Here is a 20784-nt window from a genome sequence, read left to right as displayed (position 1 = left end):
GGGCGTTGCCTCCCTCAAGGCCGGGCAGATGTGGCACCGCCACCCGATTTGTGCAATGCAGCAAAACGTCATGCCGGCCCTGTCTCTGGCATACCAATCACCCCGCTTGATCCGGCCCCGGACGCGCGGCAGACCCGGATCGTACGGGCCGCCCGTCCCGGTCCCGGCCCCTGCGTCGAGGCTTACCGTCGTGAGTTCATCAGCCCCCGTGGCGCCGTCCGATCACGCCCGTTCGGGCGCGGTCTCCCCCGGTCCGGTCTTCGAGCGCTACGAGGCCCTGGTGGCGTCGGGCGCCATCGAGCGCGACCCGGCGCAGGTCCACCTCGTGCGGGCGCTGGACGGTCTGGCGCAGGAACTCGGCCGGCGCCGGCGCGCCCGCAAGGGCAGCGCGCTGGGCTGGCTGTTCGGGCGCAAGGCGGATCCGGCCGCCGTACCGAAGGGCCTCTACATCTGGGGCTCCGTCGGCCGGGGCAAGACCATGCTGATGGACCTGTTCCACGAGGCGGCACCCGGCCCGAAGCGCCGGGTGCACTTCCACGGCTTCCTCGCCGACGCGCACGAGCGCATCCACGCCCACCGCCAGGCCCTCAAGGCCGGCACGGCGAAGGGCGACGATCCGATCCCCGTGGTGGCCGACGCGCTGGCCGACGAGGCGACCCTGCTGTGCTTCGACGAGTTCACCGTCACCGACATCGCCGACGCGATGATCCTGGGGCGCCTGTTCGACGCCCTGTTCAAGCGGGGTGTCACCGTGGTGGCGACCTCCAACGTCGAGCCCGACCGGCTCTACGAGGGCGGCCTCAACCGGGCCCTGTTCCTGCCCTTCGTCGCCGAGCTGCAGAACCGCGTCGACGTCCTGCGCCTCGATTCGCGCACGGATTTCCGGCTGGAGAAGCTCGGGGGCGCCTCGGTCTATCACGTGCCCGCGGACGCGGAGGCCGAGGCGGCCCTCGCCCGCGCCTTCAAGGGTCTCACGGGCAAGGCCCGGGGCAGGCCCGCCACCGTGCGGGTGAAGGGGCGGGACGTGCCGGTGCCGGAAGAGGCGGCGGGCGTGGCGCGCTTCACCTTCGCGGATCTCTGCGCGCAGCCGCTCGGGGCCTCCGACTACATGGCCGTGGCACGGGCCTTCCACACGGTGATCCTCGCCGACATCCCGGTGATGAGCGCGGAGACCCGCAACGAGGCCAAGCGCTTCATCACCCTGGTCGACACCTTCTACGATGCCCACGTGAAGCTCGTCGCCTCGGCGGCGGCCGAGCCGCCGGGACTCTACACGGCCACCGACGGCCGCGAGGCCTTCGAGTTCGACCGCACGGTGTCGCGCCTCATCGAGATGCGTTCTTCGGAGTATCTCGCCCTGCCGCACGGGGCTGGGGATTCGGAGGCGTCGGGATCGAGCGCGGGTCTGGTCGAGACCTGAGACCGCGATCGCCGCCCCACGCACCGCCCCTCACGTGCGATCGCGGCCCGCGGTCGCAGCGGCGCGGGTGCAGTTTGTGCGCCAACGCACATCCATAGTGCCGGATCGTCCCGGTCAGGGAGCCGGATCGGACCTCCGGCGTTGCACTGCAGCACGCGCTGCATTTAATTGGTCTCATTCCGAAGAACGACGTCGCGCCCGCCGCGCCGCCCATGCCGCCGCCGTCCGGTGGCGGTTGCCGTTCCTGCAGGAAGCCGGGGCTCTCCGCGCGAGCGATCGATGCGGGACCGCGACACGGATCGCGTGCCCGGACGCCGACCACGCGACCCAGACGGGCGGCCCGACGGTCCACGACCGCCGGAATCGCCCGATTCAGGATAGGACAGACCAATGATCAAACTCACCGTGAACGGGGCTGAACGCAGCTTCGACGGCGATCCCGACATGCCGCTGCTGTGGTACCTGCGCGACGAGGTCGGTCTCACCGGCACCAAGTTCGGCTGCGGCCAGGCGCTGTGCGGCGCCTGTACCATCCATGTCGGCGGCACCGCCGTGCGCGGCTGCGTCACGCCGGTCTCGGCCGCCGAGGGTCAGGCCGTCGTCACCATCGAGGGCCTGTCCCCCGACGGCAACCACCCGGTCCAGGCGGCCTGGCGCGACCTCAACGTCGCCCAGTGCGGCTATTGCCAGTGCGGGCAGATGATGCAGGCCGCCTCGCTCCTCACCGATACCCCGAAGCCCACGGACGCACAGATCGACGAGGCCATGAGCGGCAACCTGTGCCGCTGCGGCACCTACCCGCGCATCCGCGCCGCCATCCATCAGGCCGCCGGCCAGGCTGCCCCCGCCGCCAAGGGAGAGCGCCTGTGATCCACGATTCGAAGATGATGGCCGAAGCCACCGCGACCCAAGACACCGCCCCGACGGCCCTCGCCAATGTCAGCCGCCGCGCCATGCTGGGCGGCATGGGTGCCCTGGTGCTCGCCCTGTCGTGGCGTGATTCGGCGAAAGCCGAGGACAAGGCGAACGAGCCGAAAAAATTCGGCGCCGATGCCATGCCGCACGGCTGGCAGGACGACCCCAAGGTGTTCGTCGCCATCGCCCCCGACGGCACCGTGACGGTGACCTGCCACCGCGCCGAGATGGGCCAGGGGGTTCGCACCTCCATCGCCTTCGTGGTCGCCGACGAACTCGAAGCCACCTGGGACAAGGTGAAGGTCGCCCAGGCCTGGGGCGACGAGACCCGCTTCGGCAACCAGGACACGGACGGGTCGCGCTCGCTCCGCCACTTCTTCCAGCACCTGCGCCACGCCGGGGCCGCCGCCCGCCTGATGCTGGTCCAGGCCGCCGCCAAGCAATGGAACGTGCCGGTCTCGGAAGTGAAGGCCGAGAACCACGTCGTCACCCACGCCAAATCCAAGCGCAGCCTCGGCTACGGCGAGATCGCGGCGGCAGCGGCCGAACTGCCGGTGCCGGCCCGCGAATCCGTGACGCTCAAGGATTCGAAGGACTTCAAGTACATCGGCAAGGGCAAGATCGGCCTCGTCGACAACCGCGACATCACCACGGGCAAGGCCGTCTACGGCCTCGACACCAAGATCGACGGGATGCTCTACGCCCTCGTCGCCCGCCCGCCGGTCTTCGGCGGCAAGGTGGTGAGCTACGACGACACCGAGGCCAAGAAAGTCCCGGGCGTCGTCAAGATCTTCAAGATCGACGCCCCGGAGGCACCGGTCGAGTTCCAGCCGCTGGGCGGCGTTGCGGTCATCGCGAAAAACACCTGGGCGGCCATGAAGGCCCGCGAGGCCCTCAAAGTGACCTGGGACGACGGCCCCAATGCCTCCTACGACTCCGTCGCCTTCCGGGGCGAGCTGGAGAAGGCGGTGCGTGCCCCCGGCAAGGTCGTGCGCAACCAGGGCGACGTCGACGGCGCGATGGCGAAGGCCAAGAAGCGGGTCGAGGCCGAATACTTCGTGCCCCACCTCGTCCAGGCCCCGATGGAGCCGCCGGCCGCCGTGGTGCGGATCAAGGACGGTTTCTGCGAGGCCTGGGCCTGCACCCAGGCGCCGCAGGCGACCCACGACCGGCTGGCGAAGAAGTTGAATCTCGCGGCCGACAAGGTGCGGGTCAACCAGACCCTGCTCGGCGGCGGTTTCGGCCGCAAGTCGAAGCCGGATTACGTGCTCGAAGCGGCCCTGTGCTCCCAGGCCGTGGACGGCGCCCCGGTGAAGCTGACCTGGACCCGTGAGGACGACCTGCACCACGGCTACTACCACACCATCTCGGTGGAGCGCCTGGAAGCCGGCCTCGACGACAAGGGCATGCCGGTGGCTTGGCTCCACCGTTCGGCGGCCCCCACCATCGGGTCGATCTTCGCGGCGGGCGCCAAGAACGAACTCCCGTTCGAGCTCGGCATGGGCCTCACCAACACGCCGTTCGCCGTACCCAACATCCGTCTCGAGAACCCGGCGGCCGACGCGCACGTGCGCATCGGCTGGTTCCGCTCGGTCTCGAACATCCCGCACGCCTTCGCGATCCAGTCGTTCGTGAACGAGTTGGCGCATGCGGCGGGGCGTGACCCGAAGGAGTACCTGCTCGCCCTCATCGGCCCCGATCGCAAGATCGATCCGACGACGCTCGGCGATGTCTGGAACTACGGCGAGGACCCTGCCCGCTACCCCATCGACACGGCACGCCTGCGCGGGGTCATCGAGGCGGCGGCCAAGGGCATCGGCTGGGGCCGCAAGATGGCGAAGAACACCGGGCTCGGCATCGCCGGTCACTACAGCTTCGTCACCCACACGGCGGTCGCCGCCGAGGTGGAGGTCGGGGCCAAGGGCGAGGTCGTGGTCAAGCGCGTCGACATCGCCGTCGATTGCGGACCGCAGGTGAACCCGGAGCGCATCCGGTCGCAGATGGAAGGCGCCGTGGTCATGGGGATGGGCCTCGCGCTCTCGGCCGAGATCACGTTCAAGGACGGCCGCGCCCAGCAGAACAACTTCGACGGCTACGAGATCACCCGCATCGACGCCGCCCCGAAGGAGATCCACGTCCACCTGCTGCCGAACCCGAACTTCTCGGGGCCGCTGGGCGGCGTCGGCGAGCCGGGCGTACCGCCGGTCGCCCCCGCCATCGCCAACGCGATCTTCGCGGCCACGGGCCGTCGCATCCGGCAGCTGCCGATCCGCGACCAGCTCAGCGCCTGAGCGGACGCCCCTCGGGGCGCCGCGACGAACCCGGCCCTGGGCCGGTGCCTCTCCGGGGGCTTCACGACGATGGACAGCACGAGAAACGGGGGTGTCGCATCGCGCGGCACCCCTTTTTCATGGTCGGGCGCGACGAAAAACGGTGGTTCCGCCATCCGGGCCGGAGCCGTCCCGCCTCCCGGCGGGTTGACCCGGGGAAGAGGCCGCCGCTTCGGCGCCTCGCTGCTGTATCGGGATTCGATTCGACGATGCCATCGAACACGACACGACCCGCCTGGCTCGCCGCCGGCCTCCTCGCCGCGACCCTCGCGGGTGCGGTGAGCCAAGCCCACGCCTCGCCCTGCGCGGACGAAATCGCGGCCCTCGAGGGCAAGGTGAAGAATCAGGCCAAGGAGTCGATCTCGGCCTCCACGAGCGGCCAGGCCGATGCCGGCGCGCGCGGCGGCGAGGGTGGGGCGTCCGGCGGCAATCCGAGCACGCACCCCACGACGCCGCCGGAGAAGTCGGCCGAGGCCGGCAAGGGCGGCGACAAGGCGATGCAGGCCAAGGTCGCCCTCGACGAGGCCCGCACCGCCGATGGCAAGGGCGACGCCAAGGGTTGCAGGGAGGCCCTCGGGCGCGCCAGGCAGCAGCTCGACGCGGCCCCTTGAGCGGGCGGCGGAGCGGCCCGGACGGGCGGGCTCCGCACGCGAGGCCCGGCGTCTCGTCCGACGAGACGCCGGGCCGGGCGGCACCCCTCAGGCGGCTGCGCTGAGGGCGTGCTTGTTGCCGTTGAGGCCGGCACAGAGGTCGTCGATGGCGGCCAAGTCCAGGGCCTCGCCGGAATGCCCGGCGATGGCGTCGATCAAATGATCCTGCTGCGGATTAAATGGATTTCCCTGCAAACGATAGAATTGATAATATCGCAGCGCGGCGATCACTGTATCCCGCTCGCGTTCGGTCATTGCAATACTTTGCATGCCACTCAATTTGACCTCATCCAGACTGCGAGGTGGCTGAGCGTAGGGAGTGCTCATGCCTGAGTAAAAGATGTAAACCAGCCGCGATGCCGACGTCTACCACTTGACAGCGGCGCGAAAACGGGCGGCGGGCCGCGTCGGAATGGGGGGGCGGACGCAAGTCTCTGGCACCGCGCCATTTCTCTTCGATCCAACGGTCACGCTTTTATTTCGCGCCCGTCGCCCGAGTCGCGGCGGACCGGTGGCCGATCGCCGGAAACGCATCCTTAACCCTGCCGTGCGATCGTCGCCGGGTCCGACCACGCCGATCCGGTGCCGTCGTGACGACGCGGCGAGAGGGGGCTTTTCGAATGCCCGAGACGCACGGCGAACGATCTCATGGCTCCCATGCCGCGGCTGCGACGGAGGCGGGTTCGGTGCGCCGTCCGCCGGCCCTGGCGCCGCACGTCCGGCGCCACCTCGGCCACACCCTGCGGGCCTTCTATCCGGCGGATCCGGCCGAACCCGTGGGCGAGCGGATCGAAGCGTTGCTGATTCGGCTCGGCAAGATCGGTTAGCATCGCTTGCCCCGACGGTGTCCCCGGGACACGGCGCTGGAGCCGGCACGGGAGCAATTGATTCACGCCGTTCCGCATTGCCGGGTCGGCCGGGCCGTGGCGTTCATGAACCGGCCAGAAGCGTGGCCGTAAGGCTGGCCTCCCGGTCCTCGAAGCCTAAGATTCCATCGCCATGCTCGTCCTCGCTCTCGTCGTCGCCGGCAATGTCCTGTTGGCGGCCCTGTTCTCCCTCGTCGCCGTCGCGGCCGACTGAACCGGCGCCCCCGCGCGACCTCTTCCGTGCCGCCCGGCACGATCCGGTTCGCGGACGCCCGCCGGTGCCGCCGGGGTGGATCGACGCACCGTACGATTCGTGCTCGATGCGGGGCTCCCTCGCCTCGGGTCCAGGGGCGTTCCTCGGAGCACGTCACCGCATGAACACCAACGCCCTCTCGGTCACCTGGGCCCCGCGCCTGCTCAGCGTCCTGCGCATCATGGCGGGGCTGCTGTTCCTCGCCCACGGGACACAGAAGCTCCTCGGCTTTCCCGCACGCATGGGTGGCGGCGGCGCGCCGGAACTGGTCTCCCTGATCGGGATGGCGGGCCTGCTCGAACTCGTCGGCGGCGCGCTGATCGTGCTCGGCCTGTTCACCCGGCCGGTGGCGTTCGTTCTGTCGGGCCAGATGGCGGTGGCCTACTTCATGGCCCATGCGCCGAAGAGCCCGTTTCCCGCCCTCAACGGCGGCGACGCGGCGATCCTGTTCTGCTTCGTGTTCCTCTACCTCGCCGCCGCCGGCGCCGGCCCGTGGAGCCTCGACGCCCAGCGCCGCGGCCGGTTCTAACAAGCGCCGCGGCCGGTTCTAACAAGCGCCGCGGCCGGTTCTGATCGCGCCCTTCCCAACGTAAGCTGTGCCGCTCGTCACCGCCCCGGCGGCGCCGGCACGGCATCGTCCCGACACCGGGCCGATCGGGGCCGGACGGACCTTCAGACCATGAGCGCTTCCCTCTCGCCGGCCCCCTGGGACAGCACGCTGGCGTCCTCCGAAGGGGCACGCCAGCGCCTGCCGATGGCCCTCAAGCTCGCCTACACGGCTTTCATGGCCGTGCTGGTGCCGACCTACGGGTGGTATTACGGGCCGACGAACTTCCTCTACTTCTGCGACATCTCCCTGATCCTGACCCTCTGGGGGATCTGGACCGAGCGCGCGCTGCCCATCTCCATGGGCGCCGTCGGCATCCTGGCGCCGCAGGTGATCTGGGTGGCGGATTTCACCGCCGGCCTGTTCGGCCTGCCGATCACCGGCATGACCGACTACATGTTCAAGTCCGAGAATTCGCTCTTCCTGCGCGGCCTGTCGCTGTTCCACGGCTGGCTGCCGTTCCTGCTGATCTATCTCGTCTGGCGCCTCGGCTACGACCGCCGCGCCTGGACGGCGTGGTCGGGCCTCGCCGTGGTGGTGCTGGCGGTCTGCTTCTTCGCCATGCCGGCGCCGCGCCCCGATCCCGGCCTCACCCCGGTCAACATCAACTACGTCTGGGGCATGAGCGACACCGCCGCCCAGACCTGGATGTCGCCTTACGCCTGGTTCGGCCTCCTCGTCGTCGGCATTCCGCTCGCCCTGTGCGGGCCGACGCACCTCGCCCTGCGCGCCGTGATGCCGAAGGCCGTCAGGCGGTGAAGCGCCAGACGCTGCTCTGCTTGATCTCGGCATCCTCCAGGGACCGGCTCACCGGCACCGCGTAGGTGGCGAGCCGTTCGAGCCGGTCGCGCGGCAGGTAGGACCGGCCGGGATCGCCCACCAGCACGGTGGCGCCGCGCGCATGCAGCCCGGCCAGCCACGCGGTGACGCGCCCGGCGAGGTCGCATTCGTAGAAGATGTCGGCGGCGAGCACGACGGCGCTGCCGGGATCGGAGCCGATGAGGTCGTCCCGCACCGCCTCGATGCGGTCGGCGACGCCGTTGGCCGCCGCGTTGAGGCCGATGGCGGGGATCGCGAACCCGTCGAGGTCGCTCGCCGTCACGTGGATCGCCCCGGCTTTCGCCGCCGCGATGGCGACGAGTCCGGAGCCCGAGGCGAAATCGAGGACGCGGCGCCCGGAGACGAGCTCGGGGTTGTCGAGGATGTAGCGGGCGAGCGCCTGTCCCCCCGCCCAGGCGAAGGCCCAGAACGGCGGCGGCAGGCCGATGGCCTCGAGCTCGTCCTCGGTCTTCTGCCACAGGGCGGTGGCCTCGTCGGCGACATGCAGCACGATCTCGGGCGCGTGGGGCACCGGCAGCAGCCGGGTGTTTTCACGGATGAAGGCGAGGGGATCGGGCGAGGCGATCATGCCGAGAGCTCCGCGTAGATCGCACAGACGGCGCCGGCCACGGCCGCTTCCGTGAAGTCCCCCGCCCGGATGCGGTCGCGTGCCGCTTCGCCCATCCGCACCACGAGTCCCGGATCGGCGGCGAGGCGCGCGAGGGCGGCGGCCAGCGCCGCGGAATCGTCGGGCGGGACGACGAAACCTTCGAGTCCGTCGCGCACCAGGGAGCGGCAGCCCGGCACGTCGGTGGTGAGGAGCGCGCGCCCGCAGGCGGCCGCCTCCAGCAGGGTGCGGGGCAGGCCCTCGCCGCCCCGCGAGGGCAGGCAGGCGGCGTGGTGGGCGGCGTAGGCCCCGGCGACGTCGGCGGTGGGCCCGTGCCACGCGATCCCGTCGCGCGACCAGTCCCGGAGCGTCGCCTCGGGGATCGCCCGGCGGTTCGAGGGGTCTGGCGCGCCGTAGAGGGAGAGCTCCACCGCCACCCCGTCGGCGCGGGCGCGGCGCACGGCCTCCACGGCCGTATCGACGCCCTTCGACCACAGCATCCGGGCCACCAGGGCGACCCGCAGGGGCGGGGTCGGCGGCAGGGGTCGGGGCGTGAAGGCCTCGGGATCGACGCCGGCCCCGCCGACGAGGGTGACGGCGGTGTCGGCCGGGTCGAGGCCGAGCGCCCGGGCGTCGTCGGGATTCTCGAACAGGAACCGGGTTCGCTTCGAGGCGAGCGGTCCCCGGATGAGGCCGCGCAGCGCCAGGCGCGACAGCCGGCCGGTGGCGTCGGCGCGGGCGCCGAGGAGCCCGAGGCCAGTCACCGCGTAGACCCGGGCGGGGATGCCCGCCATGGCGGCCGCGGTGCCGCCGACCAGGATGGCGCGCAGGGCAATGCAGTGGACGATGTCGGCCCGCAACGCCTTGAGGATACCGGCGAGCTGGCCCGCCGCGTACCCCGCCGCCATGGGGTTGAGGCTCGAGCGCTCGGCCTCCAGGTGGACCACCCGCGCACCCGTGGCCTCGATGGGCGCGCGGTGATCGCGCACCCGCGTCACCACCGCCACGGTGAGACCCATGGCGACGGCCGCCCGCGCCAGGGGCAGGAAGTGCGAGGCGAAGAACCAGTCCTCGGTGACCACGAAGACCAGGGTTTTTCGCGGGTGGGGCGGGTGGGGCGGCGTATCCATTCCTCAGCCTGTAGCATGCCTCGCCGCGCAGAAAGGCAAGACCGCACTAGGACAAGACCGCACGAGGACAAGACCATGGACACGACCGAGAGCCTGACGATCCGGCCGTTCCGGGCCGACGACCACGCGGCGGTGATCGCCCTGTGGCGCGCCTGCGGCCTCGTGGTGCCGCACAACGATCCGGACGCGGATCTCGACCGCGCCGCCGGGCGTCCGAACTCCGACGTCCTCGTCGGCGTCACGCCGGACGGGCGCGTCGCCGCGAGCGTGATGGTCGGCCACGACGGCCATCGCGGCTGGCTCTACTACGTCGCGGCCGAGGCGCGGGGCCGGGGCCACGGCCGGGCCATGGTGGCGGCCGGGGAAGAGTGGCTGCGGGTGCGGAAGATTCCCAAGGCGCAGCTCATGATCCGCGAGACCAACGTGGGCGTGCGCGACTTCTACGCCGGCCTCGGCTGGAACGCGGTCCCGCGCATCGTCATGGAGCGCTGGCTGTAGCGCGATGTCGCGCCCGGAACGGAGCGGCCCGGCCACCGGTTGTCGCCTCACGAAATCATCCGGGGGAGCGTTGCGCATGACGTCGGATCGGGACGAGGACGGCACCGTCGCCGATCCGCGCGACGCGGCCGAGGAGGCGGGCCTCGCCTATGTCGACGAGTCCACGCCGGGGCTGACCCGCCGCCGGAGCGGCACGGGCTTCGCCTACCGCGACCCCAAGGGCGCCCCGGTGCGCGACGCGAAGACCCTGGCCCGCATCCGGGCGCTCGCCATCCCGCCCGCCTACACCGACGTGTGGATCTGCGCGCGCGCCAACGGCCACATCCAGGCGACGGGGCGCGACGCCAAGGGGCGCAAGCAGTACCGCTACCACGCCGACTTCCGCGCCGCCCGGGACCAGACCAAGTTCGAGCACATCATGACCTTCGCGGACGTGCTGCCGGGCCTGCGCGCCCGCGTCGACGCCGACATGGGCAAGGCCGGCCTGCCCCGCGAAAAGGTGCTGGCGACGGTGGTGCATCTTCTGGAGACCACGCTCATTCGGGTGGGCAACGACGATTACGCCCGCACCAACAAGAGCTTCGGCCTCACCACCCTGCGCGACCGGCACGCCACGATCGCCGGCGCCAAGCTCACCTTCCGGTTCAAGGGCAAGAGCGGCAGGACCTGGGACCTCGGCGTGAAGGACCGGCGCGTGGCCCGGATCGTCAAGGCCTGCCAGGATCTGCCCGGCCAGGAGCTGTTCCAGTACCGCGACGCGGACGGCGCCATCCGAGACGTGACCTCGGCCGACGTGAACGCGTACCTGCGCGAGATCACCGGCCAGCCGGTCACCGCCAAGGATTTCCGCACCTGGGCCGGCACGGTGCTGGCCGCCCTGGCGCTGCAGGAATTCGAGGCGTTCGACAGCCAGGCCGCCGCCAAGAAGAACCTTCGGACGGCCATCGAGAGCGTGGCGAGCCGGCTCGGCAACACGCCGACCATCTGCCGCAAATGCTACATCCACCCCCAGGTGCTCGACGGCTACCTCGAGGGCGACCTGCTGCTGCAGGTGAAGCACGCCGTCGCGGACGAGTTGCGCCACGACCTCACGCGCCTGAAGCCCGAGGAGGCGGCGGTGCTGGGGCTGCTCCAGGCCCGGCTCGCCAAGGCGACCACGGCAACGCCGGTCAGGACGGCCACGCGTAAGACCAAAGCCAGCTCCCAGGCCAAATCTAAGGCCGCGACCAAGTCCGCCGACAGGGCGGGATCGAACGGACGGGACGCGGCGTCCGGCTCCGAAAGGCGCATGAAATCCCGGTCGAAGGCCCCCGATGCCGGGACGGCCGACCGGCCCACCGCCTGAGACCCATCCCGACCGCTGCCGCGAAGACGTGTCGTTTGGGCACGGACCTCCCTCCGCAACCGGATTCGAACACGTCCGTTGCCGAGGACGCGTCCCGGCAGGCTCGCCGGACGGATCTGGATTCTTGGATAGCATGGCACGCATCGCGGTCGTCACGGGCGGGACCGCCGGCATCGGGCTGGCGACGGCGGAGCTGTTCGCCAAGTGCGGCTGGGCGGTGGCCGTCATCGCCCGCGATCCGGATCGCCTGTCGGAAACGGAGGCCCTTCTCAAGGCCTACGGCCGGCCGGTCCTCGCCATCGCGGCCGATGTCGCGGATGCCGAGGCCGTCGCGGGGGCGGCCGAGCGGGTGGAGCGCGAACTCGGCCCCATCGACGCCTGGGTCAACAACGCCATGGCGACCATCGTGAATCCGGCCGACCGGATCACCCCAGCGGAGTACCGGCGCGTCACCGAGACCACCTATCTCAGCCAGGTCTACGGGACGCTCGCGGCCCTGCGGTTCATGAAGCCGCGCAACCGCGGCGCCATCCTTCAGGTGTCCTCGGGCCTCGCCATCCGGGCCGCACCGCTCCAGGCTCCGTACTGCGCCGCGAAGTTCGCCGTCACCGGCTTCACCGATGCCCTGCGGTGCGAGCTCATCCACGACCGGGTCGCGGTCTCCCTGAGCATCGTCTACCTGCCGGCGGTCAACACGCCGCAATTCAACTGGGCCCGCAACCGCACGGGCCATGGCCAATACGCCCCCGACCCGGTCTACGACCCGCGGCTGTGCGCCGAGGCCATCGTATCCACGGCGGCAAAGCCGCAACGGGACGTCTGGGTCGGTCGCAGCGTGCTGATGATGCATGCGGCACAGGTGATCGCGCCCGGCTTCGCCGATTCCAAGGCCGCCAGCATGTGGGACGCCCAACTCACGGACGCACCGGCTGCGGACAAACCCGGCAATCTGTTCGAGCCCGTTCCGGGACCGGCCCGCATCGACGGGCGCTTCGGCGACCGTACGGAAACCACGCGCAGCGAGTATTGGACCAGCCGCGAGCGCGACTGGATGCTGGCCGGCCTCGGCGGTCTCGCCGCCGTGGGTCTCGTCGGTGCGCTCGCCCTGGCGCGCGGTCCGCGCCGTCGGCTCCCGCGCGCCTGAAGCCGAGGGCTGCGACCAAGCCGCGCCGCGCGCGCGAATTTACAGTAGAGTAGACCGATTCGAGCAAGTTCTCCCGGGCCTGTCCTTCCGGACAAGTCCCGCCGGGGGACGCGGGCCGGACGGGAGGATGATCCATGGATGTCGATGCGCTTCTGCTTTCGCGGATTCAGTTCGGCTTCACCATGGCCTTCCACATCATCTTTCCGGCCTTCACCATCGGGCTGGCGAGTTTCCTCGCCCGCCTTGAAGGCCAGTGGTTGTGGACCGGCAACCCCCTTTACCGGAACCTCTACCGCTTCTGGGTGAAGGTCTTCGCGGTGTCGTTCGGCCTCGGCGTCGTGTCCGGCATCGTCATGAGCTACCAGCTCGGCACCAACTGGTCGCGCTACGCCGACTTCACCGGCAACGTGCTCGGGCCGCTGATCCAGTACGAGGTGATCACCGCGTTCTTCCTCGAGGCGGGCTTCCTCGGGATCATGCTGTTCGGCTGGGAGCGGGTGGGGGACCGCCTGCACTTCGTCTCCACCTGCATGGTCGCCATCGGCACCCTGATCTCGGCCTTCTGGATCCTGTCGGCCAATTCTTGGATGCAGACGCCTGCCGGCTTCGTCGTCGAGAACGGCCGGGCGGTGGCCACCGACTGGTGGCAGGTGATCTTCAACCCGTCCTTCCCGATCCGCTACGCCCACATGGTGATGGGTTGCTTCCTCACCACGGCCTTCGCGGTGGCGGGCATGTCGGCCTGGATGATTCTTCGCGGGCGGAAGGAGCCGCCGGCCAAGGTAGCCGGGGCGCGTGTCTCCCTGTCCATGGCCCTGTGGTTCGCGGTGATCTGCACGCCGCTGCAGATCATGATCGGTGACTCACACGGGCTCGCCGTGCTCAAGCACCAGCCGACGAAGCTCGCGGCCATCGAGGCGAACTGGGACCGGCAGGCCAACATGCCGCTGCTGCTGTTCGCGATCCCGAACATGAAGGAGGAGCGCAACGATTTCGAGATCGGTATCCCGAAGCTCGGCTCCTTCATCCTCACCCACGACTTCTCCGGCGTGGTGCCGGGCCTGAAGGACGTGCCGCCCGATCAGCGGCCGCCAGTCTGGCCGGTGTTCTACTCGTTCCGCATCATGGTCGCCATCGGGCTGGCGATGCTCGGCCTGAGCCTCTGGAGCCTGTACCTTCGCTGGCGCGGCACCCTCTACACCAACCGCTGGTTCCTGAATGCCGCGATGCTGATGACGCCGTCCGGCTTCGGTGCCGTGCTGTTCGGCTGGTTCACCGCCGAGATCGGGCGCCAGCCCTACATCGTCTACGGACAGATGCGCACGGCGGACGCGCACTCGCCGCTCACGGTCAACGCGGTCACCACCTCCCTCGTCGCATTCCTCGTCGCCTACGCGATCATCTTCGGGTTCGGCTCGTACTACCTCGCCAAGCTCCTGCGCAAAGGCCCGGAGCCCCTGGAGGAGGCGGTCCGCGGCGAGGATGTCGCGCGAAAACCCAAGCGGCCCCTCTCGGCGCTCGACGAAACGGTTCGGGCGTAGCGTCAGAAGCCGGCCGGGAGGGCGAACTGGCCCGTGGACGGGCCGGCCGTGCGGCGCACGGGGGTGGATCCCTCGGTGTCCGTCACGGGGGCGAGACCGAGCTGGCGGGCCAGGGCGACGAGGTCCTTGAGGCGACCGGTCTGGGTCTTGCGGCGCAGGTTGAGCCGGTGGGTCTCCACGGTGCGGACGCTGAGGCCGAGGCGGCGGGCCACTTCCTTGTTGCTGAACCCGGCACTGAGGAACCGCAGGATCTCCGCCTCGCGCGGGGTCAGGCCGTCGGTGGGGGCCATACCCTGCGCCGGCGCGTCCAGGCCGCCCAGGGCCAGGATGGCGGCGCAGACGACCCGGGCGGAGGCGGTGCGGGCGACGAACATGTCGGTGCCGGCCGCGACCAGCCGCGCCATCGCGGCGGCGTCCAGGGTCTCGAAAGCGGCGACGATCTTGAGGCCGGGACACCGGGCCCGCAGACCGCCGATCCGCGCCACCCCGCCTTCGGGATCCCCGTCGCCGACGACCACGAGGGCAACATTGGCCCCCGGCACGTCCGATCCGCCGCGGGACAGGTCCGCTTCGCTCACCGTGTGCAGGGTCGGTTCGTGCTCGAGGGCCGCCCGAAAGCTCGGCTGCAGCCCGTGCGGCTCATCGACGATCAATACTCCAACGGCCTGATGCATGCCGCAATCCCCCTCATGTGCCACCACGAGACACCGCGGCAGTACTGCGAAGGTTCACTTCAAGATCTGTTCCAGGCTTCTGTTTACCATGTCTTGTGTGATTTCAAGATCAGCGCGGAGGGGCCGGGCGATGCCGGTGACGATGACTCCGCGGGATGCCGTACGCCGCTGTCTCGCGGCGGTACAGGCCAAAGTCCCGATGGGAGAGGGGGATCAGCCGGCGCGGGCGAGGATCAGGTCGGAGGTCGCGGTGACCACACGGTTGCGGCCCGTGGACTTGGCTTCGTAGAGCGCGATGTCGGCGCGCTTGACCAAGCCCTCCACCGTGTCGGCCTCGATCCAGTCGCTGACGCCGAAGCTGCAGGTGAGCCGGATCGGTGCCCGCGCGCCGCGGATGCGCAGGGCCTCGATTCCCCGGCGCAGGCGCCCGGCGAGGGTCTCCGCTTCCGCCGCCGGACGATGCGGCAGGACGATGCCGAACTCCTCCCCGCCGAGGCGCCCGACGATGCCCTCGGTGCCGATCTCGCGGGCGACGGCCTGGATCGCCGCATCGCCGACATCGTGGCCGTACTCGTCGTTGATGCGCTTGAAGTGATCGATGTCGAGGAGGATCGCCGACATCTTGCCGTGGTTGCCGGCCCGGTCGGCCGCCTCGCGGGCGCGCTGGTAGAAGGCGCGGCGGTTGAGCAGGCCGGTGAGCGAATCCGTCTGGGCCAGGCGGATCAGCTCGCTCTGCATGGTGGTGAGCCGGTCGGCGGCGCGGAGCCGGGCGTGGAGCTCCTCGGGGCCGGGCGGCTTCTCGATGAAGTCGTCGGCGCCGCTGTCGAGGGCTTCGGCAAGGTTTCGGGCGTTGCGCGCCGAGGACATGGTGATCACGTACAGAGGCCGATTGGCCTCCGCCAGCAGACGGGCGGACCAACACAGTTCGAGGCCGCTGAGGGGCCTGACTTCGAGGCTGGTGATCAGGACGCGTACGGATTGTGTGGTCTCGACGAAATCCAGGGCCTCGCTGGAGTTCGTGAAGGCGGTGACCGTATGCCCGTTGGGCTCGAGCAGGGCGGCGATCATCTTGAGAACGACGCGGCTGGTGTCGACGAGAACAATATGCATGGCGTGCCCCTCACGTTTTCGGAAGGTATCGCCGAGAGATTAAATTGTTGCCAAGTTTTCTCGCCGCCCGCGATGCTTCGCCAAGCTCAGCGCAACGTTGCCTGCCGGGCCGGTACGCTCACGGGCACGACGCGTGCGCCCCCGGCCGACGCGTATGGCGTGGCGGACGGCGCCGGGGCGAACCGGCTCGCGCGGTCGCGTGCGAGCACCCGTGGTCCTGCCGTCGTACGCGCTTTTGCGCTCGCGCGGGCGGCGGGTGCAGGCGATTCGATCACGTAGACGGTGGGCGTTCCGACGGGCGCAGGGTGGATGCCCGAGACGGTGGGGACGCCGTAGGTGCCGTAGCCCCAGGCGCTCGGGACGATCTGGTCGGGCCGCGGAAACCGGGTGAGGGGTGCGCCGACATAGTCGCCCCGGATCGCGGAGCCGGCGTAGCCGTAGCCCGGCCCGACGTCGCCGTAGATCACCTGTGCCTGCGCGCCGGCGAAGGTCGCGCACGAGAGGGCGGCTCCCAGCAGGGTCGCCTTGAGACGCGTGATCATCGGTGGCGCACTCCGCAACGGGGCCTCGTTCCTGGCCGGCATCATGAGGCACAAACCGCCGGACCGCCCCGGCGTTCCGGCGGGTGGGGGAGGGGAAGAGTGCGTAGGCCTCAGCCCGACGAGGAAACCCGCCTCGCGGCGGGTCCGATCCACGGGGGATCGCGTCGTCCTCCGGTCCGTGACCCTCGCGGGGTCGCTCAGCGGCAGGTGGTGACCCGCCGGACGATCCAGCCCTCGCCATCGACCCAGAGGCGGCGGCGCGAACGGCTGCAATTCGTCAGGTCGTCGTCCCCCTCGGTCATGGCCGCGACGGCCGTGATCGGACGGTTGGGAAGGGCGGACGCCTCGGACGAACCCTGGTTCGCGGCGGGCGCCGCCTGGGCGCCGGAAAGGCCGACGCACGTGACGAACAGGGCGCCCGCGGCCATGGCGGCCAGCCGTGTGTGAAAGACCGACATATCTGAATCCTGACCGCGCACCGCTCGGTACCCTCAACCACCGTTCGGAACGGCCGCGAAGGCCGCTCTCGCTACAACAGATCAAGTCGCGGCGGGCCGGAAGGGTTGCAGGAATTCAGGCGCCCCGGTGGCAGAAAAGTGTCGTTCGCCCCAAGACCAGGCTTCGCCGGCTCAGGGATTCGCCGTCACGGTGATCATCGGAAGGGTGACGGCGACCTGTGCGTCGCCCGGCAGGCCACCGGGCGAGGACGGAAGCAGGATGGCGCCGAGCCCGAGAAGTAGGCTGAACCCGAGCAGGGATACCTCGATGCCGCGATAGAATCCGTCCATGCCGCGCCCCTTCCCAGTGCCTGCGGCCATGATCCGCCACGGTGTGTGAGGAAAGGGTAACCTTGAGTGAGGAAGGGACCTTGGGTGTGGAAGCGGTACCCGCGCGCAGTTCGGATCCGCGGGCGGCCCGCCCCGCCCGCGTCGCGTCAGGCGGATCCGGCGGCCGGCATGCGCAGGAGATCCGGCTGCGGCGGATGAAGCAGGGCGGCGGCGAGGTTGGCCTCGAGGACGATGAGGTCGCAATCGGGGTCGGGCTCCCAGCCGCACCCGCATCCGCCGGGCTGCTCGTGGGCCCGGGCCACCTGCCGGTAGAGGGCGCCGAGGGTCCGGGCCGCCGTTTCGAGGGCCTGCATGGCCGGCAGCGGCGCCCGGTTGAGGCTCTGCCAGAACGCCCGGCGCAGGGACTCGTCCAGGGTGTCCTCGGCCGAAGCCGCCTCGGCGCAGGCGTGAGGGGCGGGGTCGGCGTTGAGGCGGGGGTTCACGCAGGCGTCCTCCGGCGGATGTGGGCCGCGACCGGATCCGGGGCGGTGGCGACGAAATCGATGAAGTCGGTCAGGCGGTGCAGGCGCAGGTCGATGCAGGAGCCGTCCCACCAGGCGAGCTGCGCATAGCCCCGGACCCAATCCAGTGCCCGTTCCATCATCGTCGCCTCCCTGCCCGTTGCCGAATCGACGATGACAGCAATGCAGTGCAACAAGATGGATTTCAATCGTATTGGGAAACATTGGAATGCGTATAAATCGATGCTTCGAGCCTAAAAGACCCAGCTTCGATTTGGATCAATTCCAGGTCTTCGGTAAAATCCGAGCGCGGGCATGGGTTTGCCGCGTCGGCCCGCGAAGGGACGGCGGACGGGAGACGACAAACGGGGACGACGAAAAAAGATCGAGCGCGGTGACCGCCCGCTACAGCAGCGTTCGCATGGCCAGGAGTCCCAGCAGGAGGCCGCCGAGGCCGATCCCGACGGAGCCGAAGATGTAGGCGAGGGCGGCGGCATTCTCCCCGCGCTGCAGGAGGAAGACCCCGTCGAGGGCGAAGGTCGAGAAGGTGGTGAAGCCGCCGAGCACCCCGGTGGCGAGGAACAGCCGCAGGGGCTGGCTGCCGCCGCGCAGGGCGTACCAGCCCACCAGCACCCCCATCAGGGCCGAGCCCAGGATGTTGATGGCGAGGGTTCCGAAGGGAAAGCCCTGGCCGAGGCGCACGGCCGCGAGGCCGACGCCGTGGCGGGCCATGCCGCCGAGGCCCGAGCCGAGGAAGACGAGGAGGAACCCCACCGCGACGCTCACGGGGCGCGCCGTCTCAGCCGCGGGTGCCCCAGCGGGTGCCCATCCGGCTCGGCTGGCTGGCGTCGGGGCCCAGCGCCGGCCCGCTCGGCTTCGAGGGCGCGTAGGGCACCGGGGCCAGGGTCTCGGGGACCTCGGATTCCACCGCGACGCGGGGCTTGGCGAACTGGCCGGCGGTGCGGAAGCGCCAGAGATAGCCCGGCACCACCGCCTCCATGGTGGTGGGCTGGAGGCCGATGCCCTCCAGGGTGCGTCCCTCCGCCTTGGCCGCCTCCGAGACGACGTTGTCGGACTGGAGCAGGGTGACCTGATCGCGGGTGAGCTTGAGGGAATCCGGCAGGAGACCGAGGGTGAGGGTGTCGACGATCTCGAGGGCGCGGGCCTGGAGGCGGGCGACGGGCAGGGGTAGATCGAGCACCTTGCGGCGGCGCATGATCACCGTGAGCATGTAGCGCACGATGGCCTCCAGGGTGGCGACCTCCGGGCCGCCGAGCTCGTACACCCGTCCGGCCGGTACGCGGCCCTCCACCGCCCGGGTCACCGCCTCGGCGACGTCGCCGACATAGACCGGCTGGAATCGGCTCCGGGCCCCGGCGAGCGGCAGCACCGGCAGGACCCGGGCCAGGGACGCGAAGCGGTTGAAGAAGCTGTCGCCCGGGCCGAACACCAGGGACGGGCGCAGGATCACGTGCTCGCCTCCCGCCTCCCCGATGCGGGCCTCGCCCAGCGCCTTGGTGCGGGCATAGGCCGACGGCGAGCCGGCATCGGCCCCGATGGCCGAGACGTGGACGAGGGGCGCCCCGACGGCGGCGGCCGCGCGGGCGATCTCGCCGGCGCCCTCGGCCTGGAGCTTGGCGAAGCTCTGGCGCCCGGTCTCCTGCAGGATGCCCACGAGGTTGACCACCACGTCCGCGCCGTGGACCGCCGCCGCGATGGATTCGGGGTAGCGCAGGTTCGCCTGCACGGCGACGATCTGGCCGACCTTGCCCAGCGGCTGGAGGAACAGGGCGAGGTCGGGCCGGCGCACGGCGACCCGGATGCGGTAGCCGCGCTTGGCCAGCGCCCGGACCACGTGGCGGCCGAGGAAGCCGGAGCCGCCGAACACCGTGACGAGCTGGGCGTCGGGGCGGGTGAGGGGAAGGGTCTCGAAGCCGGTCATCGCTCTCAAAGGTCTCGAAAAGCGGCCCCGGTGCGCCTGGCCGTGCCCCCGATCGGGTCACGGGTCCGCGCCGGTCCTGGACGGGTGCCGGAACCGGCAGGCTTCAACCGGCAGGCTTCGACGGGGACTATCTAGAACAGTTCCGGGCCCTGGGGGAGCCGGATGCCGACGAAAACCGCCGGCCTGTCACCCGGGGGCGCGTCAGCGCAGGCGCGCGGGCGCCTCGGGCGGGGCGAGGGGGGTGCGCCGGCTCAAGCCCTTGTGGACGTGGACCATCAGGGCGATGCCGAACAGCGGCGTGAGGAGGTTGAGGACCGGCACCACCATCAGGCCGGCCAGAAGCGCGCCGGCCGTGAGAGTGGTCGGCCCGTAATGGCGGCGCATGGCCCCGGCCTCGTCCATGGGCCGGAAGCGCCCGGCGGCGAGCTCGAAATACTCGCGCGAGAGCAGGTAGGCGTTGGCGCCGAAGAACGCCACGAGGTTCACGCCCGGCACGAAGAACAGGATCAGGGCGACGAGGTTCACTAGGAGGGCGAGGCCGGCGAAGCGCACGGCGTAGAGCATCGCCCGGCCGAGCGGCAGGGCGGTGCCCGGCGGATCGTGGGGAAAGTCCGTGCGCTCGACGATCTCGGCCGCGTCGTCGAGGAAGAAGCCCGCCACCAGGATCGAGATGGCCGGCATCACGTAGGCGAGGCCGACGAACAGGCCGGCCCCGGCGAAGAACACCGCCAGGGTGTCGAGGAACGGATAGTCCACCGAGAGGTGGTGCTGGGACAGGAACCAGTTGATCGCCCGGGTGAGCCCGGCCCAGACCACGATGAGCAGGCCGACGGTCAGCCCGAGGGACTTCCACAGGATCGCCCGCAGGGGCGGCGAGAAGACCTGCCGGAGGGCGGCGAAGGCGGCCTTGAACAGCATGACCGTGTCTCGAATCCCGTCTTCGTGTCGGATCGTCCGGCGCGGGCGCCGTTCCCGCACGCACGTCCCGAAGGTTCTGCCGGCACGGTTCTGGCGGCGCGGGCGGGTGGATGCAAGGGTGCCGCCGCACACGGTCCGCGTCCGGCAGCCTTCGGCCGCCCGGCGCGTTCGTCCCCGGAGCCCAG

Annotated in this window: 24 protein-coding genes; 11 read left to right on the top strand and 13 right to left on the bottom strand. The window is 70.5% G+C overall.

The features are described from left to right. Window positions 1–190 precede the first annotated feature (190 nt). From zapE to ASG60_RS15795, 4 genes are all read left to right on the top strand, one after another. Window positions 191–1420: a cell division protein ZapE gene (zapE, locus tag ASG60_RS15810; RefSeq protein ID WP_244473087.1), complete on the top strand. Its 1230-nt coding sequence runs from the start codon at window positions 191–193 to the stop codon at window positions 1418–1420. A 390-nt stretch (window positions 1421–1810) separates the two neighbouring features. Beyond that, entirely contained in the window at window positions 1811–2290 is a 480-nt protein-coding gene (locus ASG60_RS15805; protein WP_056089887.1) for a (2Fe-2S)-binding protein, read from the top strand. After that, the gene (locus ASG60_RS15800; protein WP_056172378.1) at window positions 2287–4626 is read left to right on the top strand and encodes a xanthine dehydrogenase family protein molybdopterin-binding subunit; all 2340 of its coding nucleotides are present in this window, start codon (window positions 2287–2289) and stop codon (window positions 4624–4626) included. Before ASG60_RS15805 ends, ASG60_RS15800 begins: the two co-directional genes overlap by 4 nt. A gap of 248 nt (window positions 4627–4874) precedes the next feature. After that, window positions 4875–5276 carry a hypothetical protein gene (locus ASG60_RS15795; protein ID WP_056172374.1) on the top strand — a complete coding sequence of 134 codons (402 nt, stop codon included), beginning with the start codon at window positions 4875–4877 and terminating at the stop codon, window positions 5274–5276. 87 nt (window positions 5277–5363) lie between these two features. Here ASG60_RS15795 and ASG60_RS15790 read toward each other — a convergent pair whose 3' ends face one another. Continuing rightward, window positions 5364–5585 carry a hypothetical protein gene (locus ASG60_RS15790; protein ID WP_056172371.1) on the bottom strand — a complete coding sequence of 74 codons (222 nt, stop codon included), beginning with the start codon at window positions 5583–5585 and terminating at the stop codon, window positions 5364–5366. A gap of 416 nt (window positions 5586–6001) precedes the next feature. Between ASG60_RS15790 and ASG60_RS23200 the strand changes: the two genes are divergently transcribed. The 3 genes from ASG60_RS23200 to ASG60_RS15775 all read left to right on the top strand — a co-directional run bounded on the left by ASG60_RS23200 (window position 6002) and on the right by ASG60_RS15775 (window position 7800). Continuing rightward, window positions 6002–6142, top strand: coding sequence for a hypothetical protein (locus ASG60_RS23200; protein ID WP_200937402.1), 141 nt, complete (start codon window positions 6002–6004; stop codon window positions 6140–6142). Between the two features lie 413 nt (window positions 6143–6555). Next, window positions 6556–6963 (top strand): DoxX family protein, encoded by a 408-nt coding sequence (locus ASG60_RS15780; RefSeq protein WP_056172979.1) that lies wholly within the window; start codon window positions 6556–6558, stop codon window positions 6961–6963. Between the two features lie 225 nt (window positions 6964–7188). After that, complete coding sequence (locus ASG60_RS15775; RefSeq protein WP_156398935.1) at window positions 7189–7800, top strand: hypothetical protein; 612 nt, start codon at window positions 7189–7191, stop codon at window positions 7798–7800. Here the strand turns inward: ASG60_RS15775 and ASG60_RS15770 are convergent. Both ASG60_RS15770 and ASG60_RS15765 read right to left on the bottom strand, forming a co-directional pair. Further along, window positions 7790–8449 carry a methyltransferase gene (locus tag ASG60_RS15770; RefSeq protein ID WP_056266664.1) on the bottom strand — a complete coding sequence of 220 codons (660 nt, stop codon included), beginning with the start codon at window positions 8447–8449 and terminating at the stop codon, window positions 7790–7792. The two genes, ASG60_RS15775 and ASG60_RS15770, sit on opposite strands and share 11 nt — an antisense overlap. After that, on the bottom strand, window positions 8446–9597 hold the full coding sequence (locus ASG60_RS15765; protein WP_056386531.1) for a glycosyltransferase: 1152 nt from the start codon (window positions 9595–9597) through the stop codon (window positions 8446–8448). The genes ASG60_RS15770 and ASG60_RS15765 overlap by 4 nt, the downstream gene beginning before the upstream one ends. Before the next feature lie 75 nt (window positions 9598–9672). On the opposite strand from ASG60_RS15765, the gene ASG60_RS15760 reads away from it, so the two are divergent. From ASG60_RS15760 to ASG60_RS15745, 4 genes are all read left to right on the top strand, one after another. After that, window positions 9673–10095, top strand: a complete 423-nt coding sequence (locus ASG60_RS15760; protein ID WP_056386528.1) for a GNAT family acetyltransferase — start codon at window positions 9673–9675, stop codon at window positions 10093–10095. A 76-nt stretch (window positions 10096–10171) separates the two neighbouring features. Next, window positions 10172–11440, top strand: a complete 1269-nt coding sequence (locus tag ASG60_RS15755) for a DNA topoisomerase IB (protein ID WP_056386526.1) — start codon at window positions 10172–10174, stop codon at window positions 11438–11440. Window positions 11441–11573: 133 nt separating this feature from the next. Continuing rightward, on the top strand, window positions 11574–12584 hold the full coding sequence (locus tag ASG60_RS15750) for an SDR family oxidoreductase (protein ID WP_056386524.1): 1011 nt from the start codon (window positions 11574–11576) through the stop codon (window positions 12582–12584). A gap of 134 nt (window positions 12585–12718) precedes the next feature. Further along, on the top strand, window positions 12719–14125 hold the full coding sequence (locus tag ASG60_RS15745) for a cytochrome ubiquinol oxidase subunit I (RefSeq protein WP_056266649.1): 1407 nt from the start codon (window positions 12719–12721) through the stop codon (window positions 14123–14125). Window positions 14126–14127: 2 nt separating this feature from the next. On the opposite strand, the gene ASG60_RS15740 is transcribed toward ASG60_RS15745, so the two are convergent. From ASG60_RS15740 to ASG60_RS15705, 10 genes are all read right to left on the bottom strand, one after another. Then, window positions 14128–14799 carry a response regulator transcription factor gene (locus tag ASG60_RS15740; protein ID WP_056386522.1) on the bottom strand — a complete coding sequence of 224 codons (672 nt, stop codon included), beginning with the start codon at window positions 14797–14799 and terminating at the stop codon, window positions 14128–14130. Window positions 14800–15012: 213 nt separating this feature from the next. Further along, window positions 15013–15909, bottom strand: coding sequence for a diguanylate cyclase (locus ASG60_RS15735; RefSeq protein ID WP_056266647.1), 897 nt, complete (start codon window positions 15907–15909; stop codon window positions 15013–15015). An 86-nt stretch (window positions 15910–15995) separates the two neighbouring features. Further along, entirely contained in the window at window positions 15996–16451 is a 456-nt protein-coding gene (locus ASG60_RS15730) for a hypothetical protein (protein ID WP_156398928.1), read from the bottom strand. Window positions 16452–16648: 197 nt separating this feature from the next. Further along, on the bottom strand, window positions 16649–16909 hold the full coding sequence (locus tag ASG60_RS15725) for a hypothetical protein (RefSeq protein WP_082531779.1): 261 nt from the start codon (window positions 16907–16909) through the stop codon (window positions 16649–16651). A 171-nt stretch (window positions 16910–17080) separates the two neighbouring features. After that, a complete protein-coding gene (locus ASG60_RS23195) occupies window positions 17081–17239 on the bottom strand; it encodes a hypothetical protein (protein ID WP_200918827.1) in 159 nt (52 codons plus the stop codon). A gap of 146 nt (window positions 17240–17385) precedes the next feature. Continuing rightward, window positions 17386–17721 carry a hypothetical protein gene (locus ASG60_RS15720; RefSeq protein WP_056172336.1) on the bottom strand — a complete coding sequence of 112 codons (336 nt, stop codon included), beginning with the start codon at window positions 17719–17721 and terminating at the stop codon, window positions 17386–17388. Beyond that, window positions 17718–17882: a hypothetical protein gene (locus ASG60_RS22915; RefSeq protein WP_156369063.1), complete on the bottom strand. Its 165-nt coding sequence runs from the start codon at window positions 17880–17882 to the stop codon at window positions 17718–17720. The genes ASG60_RS15720 and ASG60_RS22915 overlap by 4 nt, the downstream gene beginning before the upstream one ends. A 262-nt stretch (window positions 17883–18144) precedes the next feature. Further along, the gene (crcB, locus tag ASG60_RS15715; RefSeq protein WP_082515323.1) at window positions 18145–18513 is read right to left on the bottom strand and encodes a fluoride efflux transporter CrcB; all 369 of its coding nucleotides are present in this window, start codon (window positions 18511–18513) and stop codon (window positions 18145–18147) included. Window positions 18514–18538: 25 nt separating this feature from the next. Next, window positions 18539–19681 (bottom strand): complex I NDUFA9 subunit family protein, encoded by a 1143-nt coding sequence (locus tag ASG60_RS15710; RefSeq protein WP_056172333.1) that lies wholly within the window; start codon window positions 19679–19681, stop codon window positions 18539–18541. A gap of 201 nt (window positions 19682–19882) precedes the next feature. Beyond that, on the bottom strand, window positions 19883–20599 hold the full coding sequence (locus ASG60_RS15705; protein WP_056172332.1) for a sulfate transporter family protein: 717 nt from the start codon (window positions 20597–20599) through the stop codon (window positions 19883–19885). Window positions 20600–20784 lie beyond the last annotated feature (185 nt).

It is taken from the genome of Methylobacterium sp. Leaf469 (genome assembly GCF_001424745.1).
In the GTDB taxonomy this organism is placed as follows: Bacteria; Pseudomonadota; Alphaproteobacteria; order Rhizobiales; family Beijerinckiaceae; genus Methylobacterium.
This window is presented reverse-complemented; position numbering and strand designations above follow the sequence as displayed.

What these genes read in the sequence shown, in the direction of transcription:
- ASG60_RS15805 (WP_056089887.1), top strand. Translation starts at nt 1,811, where the DNA reads ATGATCAAACTCACCGTGAACGGGGCTGAACGCAGCTTCGACGGCGAT.
- ASG60_RS15795 (WP_056172374.1), top strand. Translation starts at nt 4,875, where the DNA reads ATGCCATCGAACACGACACGACCCGCCTGGCTCGCCGCCGGCCTCCTC.
- ASG60_RS15790 (WP_056172371.1), bottom strand. Translation starts at nt 5,585, where the DNA reads ATGCAAAGTATTGCAATGACCGAACGCGAGCGGGATACAGTGATCGCC.
- ASG60_RS15780 (WP_056172979.1), top strand. Translation starts at nt 6,556, where the DNA reads ATGAACACCAACGCCCTCTCGGTCACCTGGGCCCCGCGCCTGCTCAGC.
- ASG60_RS15775 (WP_156398935.1), top strand. Translation starts at nt 7,189, where the DNA reads ATGGCCCTCAAGCTCGCCTACACGGCTTTCATGGCCGTGCTGGTGCCG.
- ASG60_RS15770 (WP_056266664.1), bottom strand. Translation starts at nt 8,449, where the DNA reads ATGATCGCCTCGCCCGATCCCCTCGCCTTCATCCGTGAAAACACCCGG.
- ASG60_RS15765 (WP_056386531.1), bottom strand. Translation starts at nt 9,597, where the DNA reads ATGGATACGCCGCCCCACCCGCCCCACCCGCGAAAAACCCTGGTCTTC.
- ASG60_RS15760 (WP_056386528.1), top strand. Translation starts at nt 9,673, where the DNA reads ATGGACACGACCGAGAGCCTGACGATCCGGCCGTTCCGGGCCGACGAC.
- ASG60_RS15755 (WP_056386526.1), top strand. Translation starts at nt 10,172, where the DNA reads ATGACGTCGGATCGGGACGAGGACGGCACCGTCGCCGATCCGCGCGAC.
- ASG60_RS15750 (WP_056386524.1), top strand. Translation starts at nt 11,574, where the DNA reads ATGGCACGCATCGCGGTCGTCACGGGCGGGACCGCCGGCATCGGGCTG.
- ASG60_RS15745 (WP_056266649.1), top strand. Translation starts at nt 12,719, where the DNA reads ATGGATGTCGATGCGCTTCTGCTTTCGCGGATTCAGTTCGGCTTCACC.
- ASG60_RS15740 (WP_056386522.1), bottom strand. Translation starts at nt 14,799, where the DNA reads ATGCATCAGGCCGTTGGAGTATTGATCGTCGATGAGCCGCACGGGCTG.
- ASG60_RS15735 (WP_056266647.1), bottom strand. Translation starts at nt 15,909, where the DNA reads ATGCATATTGTTCTCGTCGACACCAGCCGCGTCGTTCTCAAGATGATC.
- ASG60_RS15730 (WP_156398928.1), bottom strand. Translation starts at nt 16,451, where the DNA reads ATGATCACGCGTCTCAAGGCGACCCTGCTGGGAGCCGCCCTCTCGTGC.
- ASG60_RS15725 (WP_082531779.1), bottom strand. Translation starts at nt 16,909, where the DNA reads ATGTCGGTCTTTCACACACGGCTGGCCGCCATGGCCGCGGGCGCCCTG.
- ASG60_RS23195 (WP_200918827.1), bottom strand. Translation starts at nt 17,239, where the DNA reads ATGGACGGATTCTATCGCGGCATCGAGGTATCCCTGCTCGGGTTCAGC.
- ASG60_RS22915 (WP_156369063.1), bottom strand. Translation starts at nt 17,882, where the DNA reads ATGATGGAACGGGCACTGGATTGGGTCCGGGGCTATGCGCAGCTCGCC.
- ASG60_RS15710 (WP_056172333.1), bottom strand. Translation starts at nt 19,681, where the DNA reads ATGACCGGCTTCGAGACCCTTCCCCTCACCCGCCCCGACGCCCAGCTC.
- ASG60_RS15705 (WP_056172332.1), bottom strand. Translation starts at nt 20,599, where the DNA reads ATGCTGTTCAAGGCCGCCTTCGCCGCCCTCCGGCAGGTCTTCTCGCCG.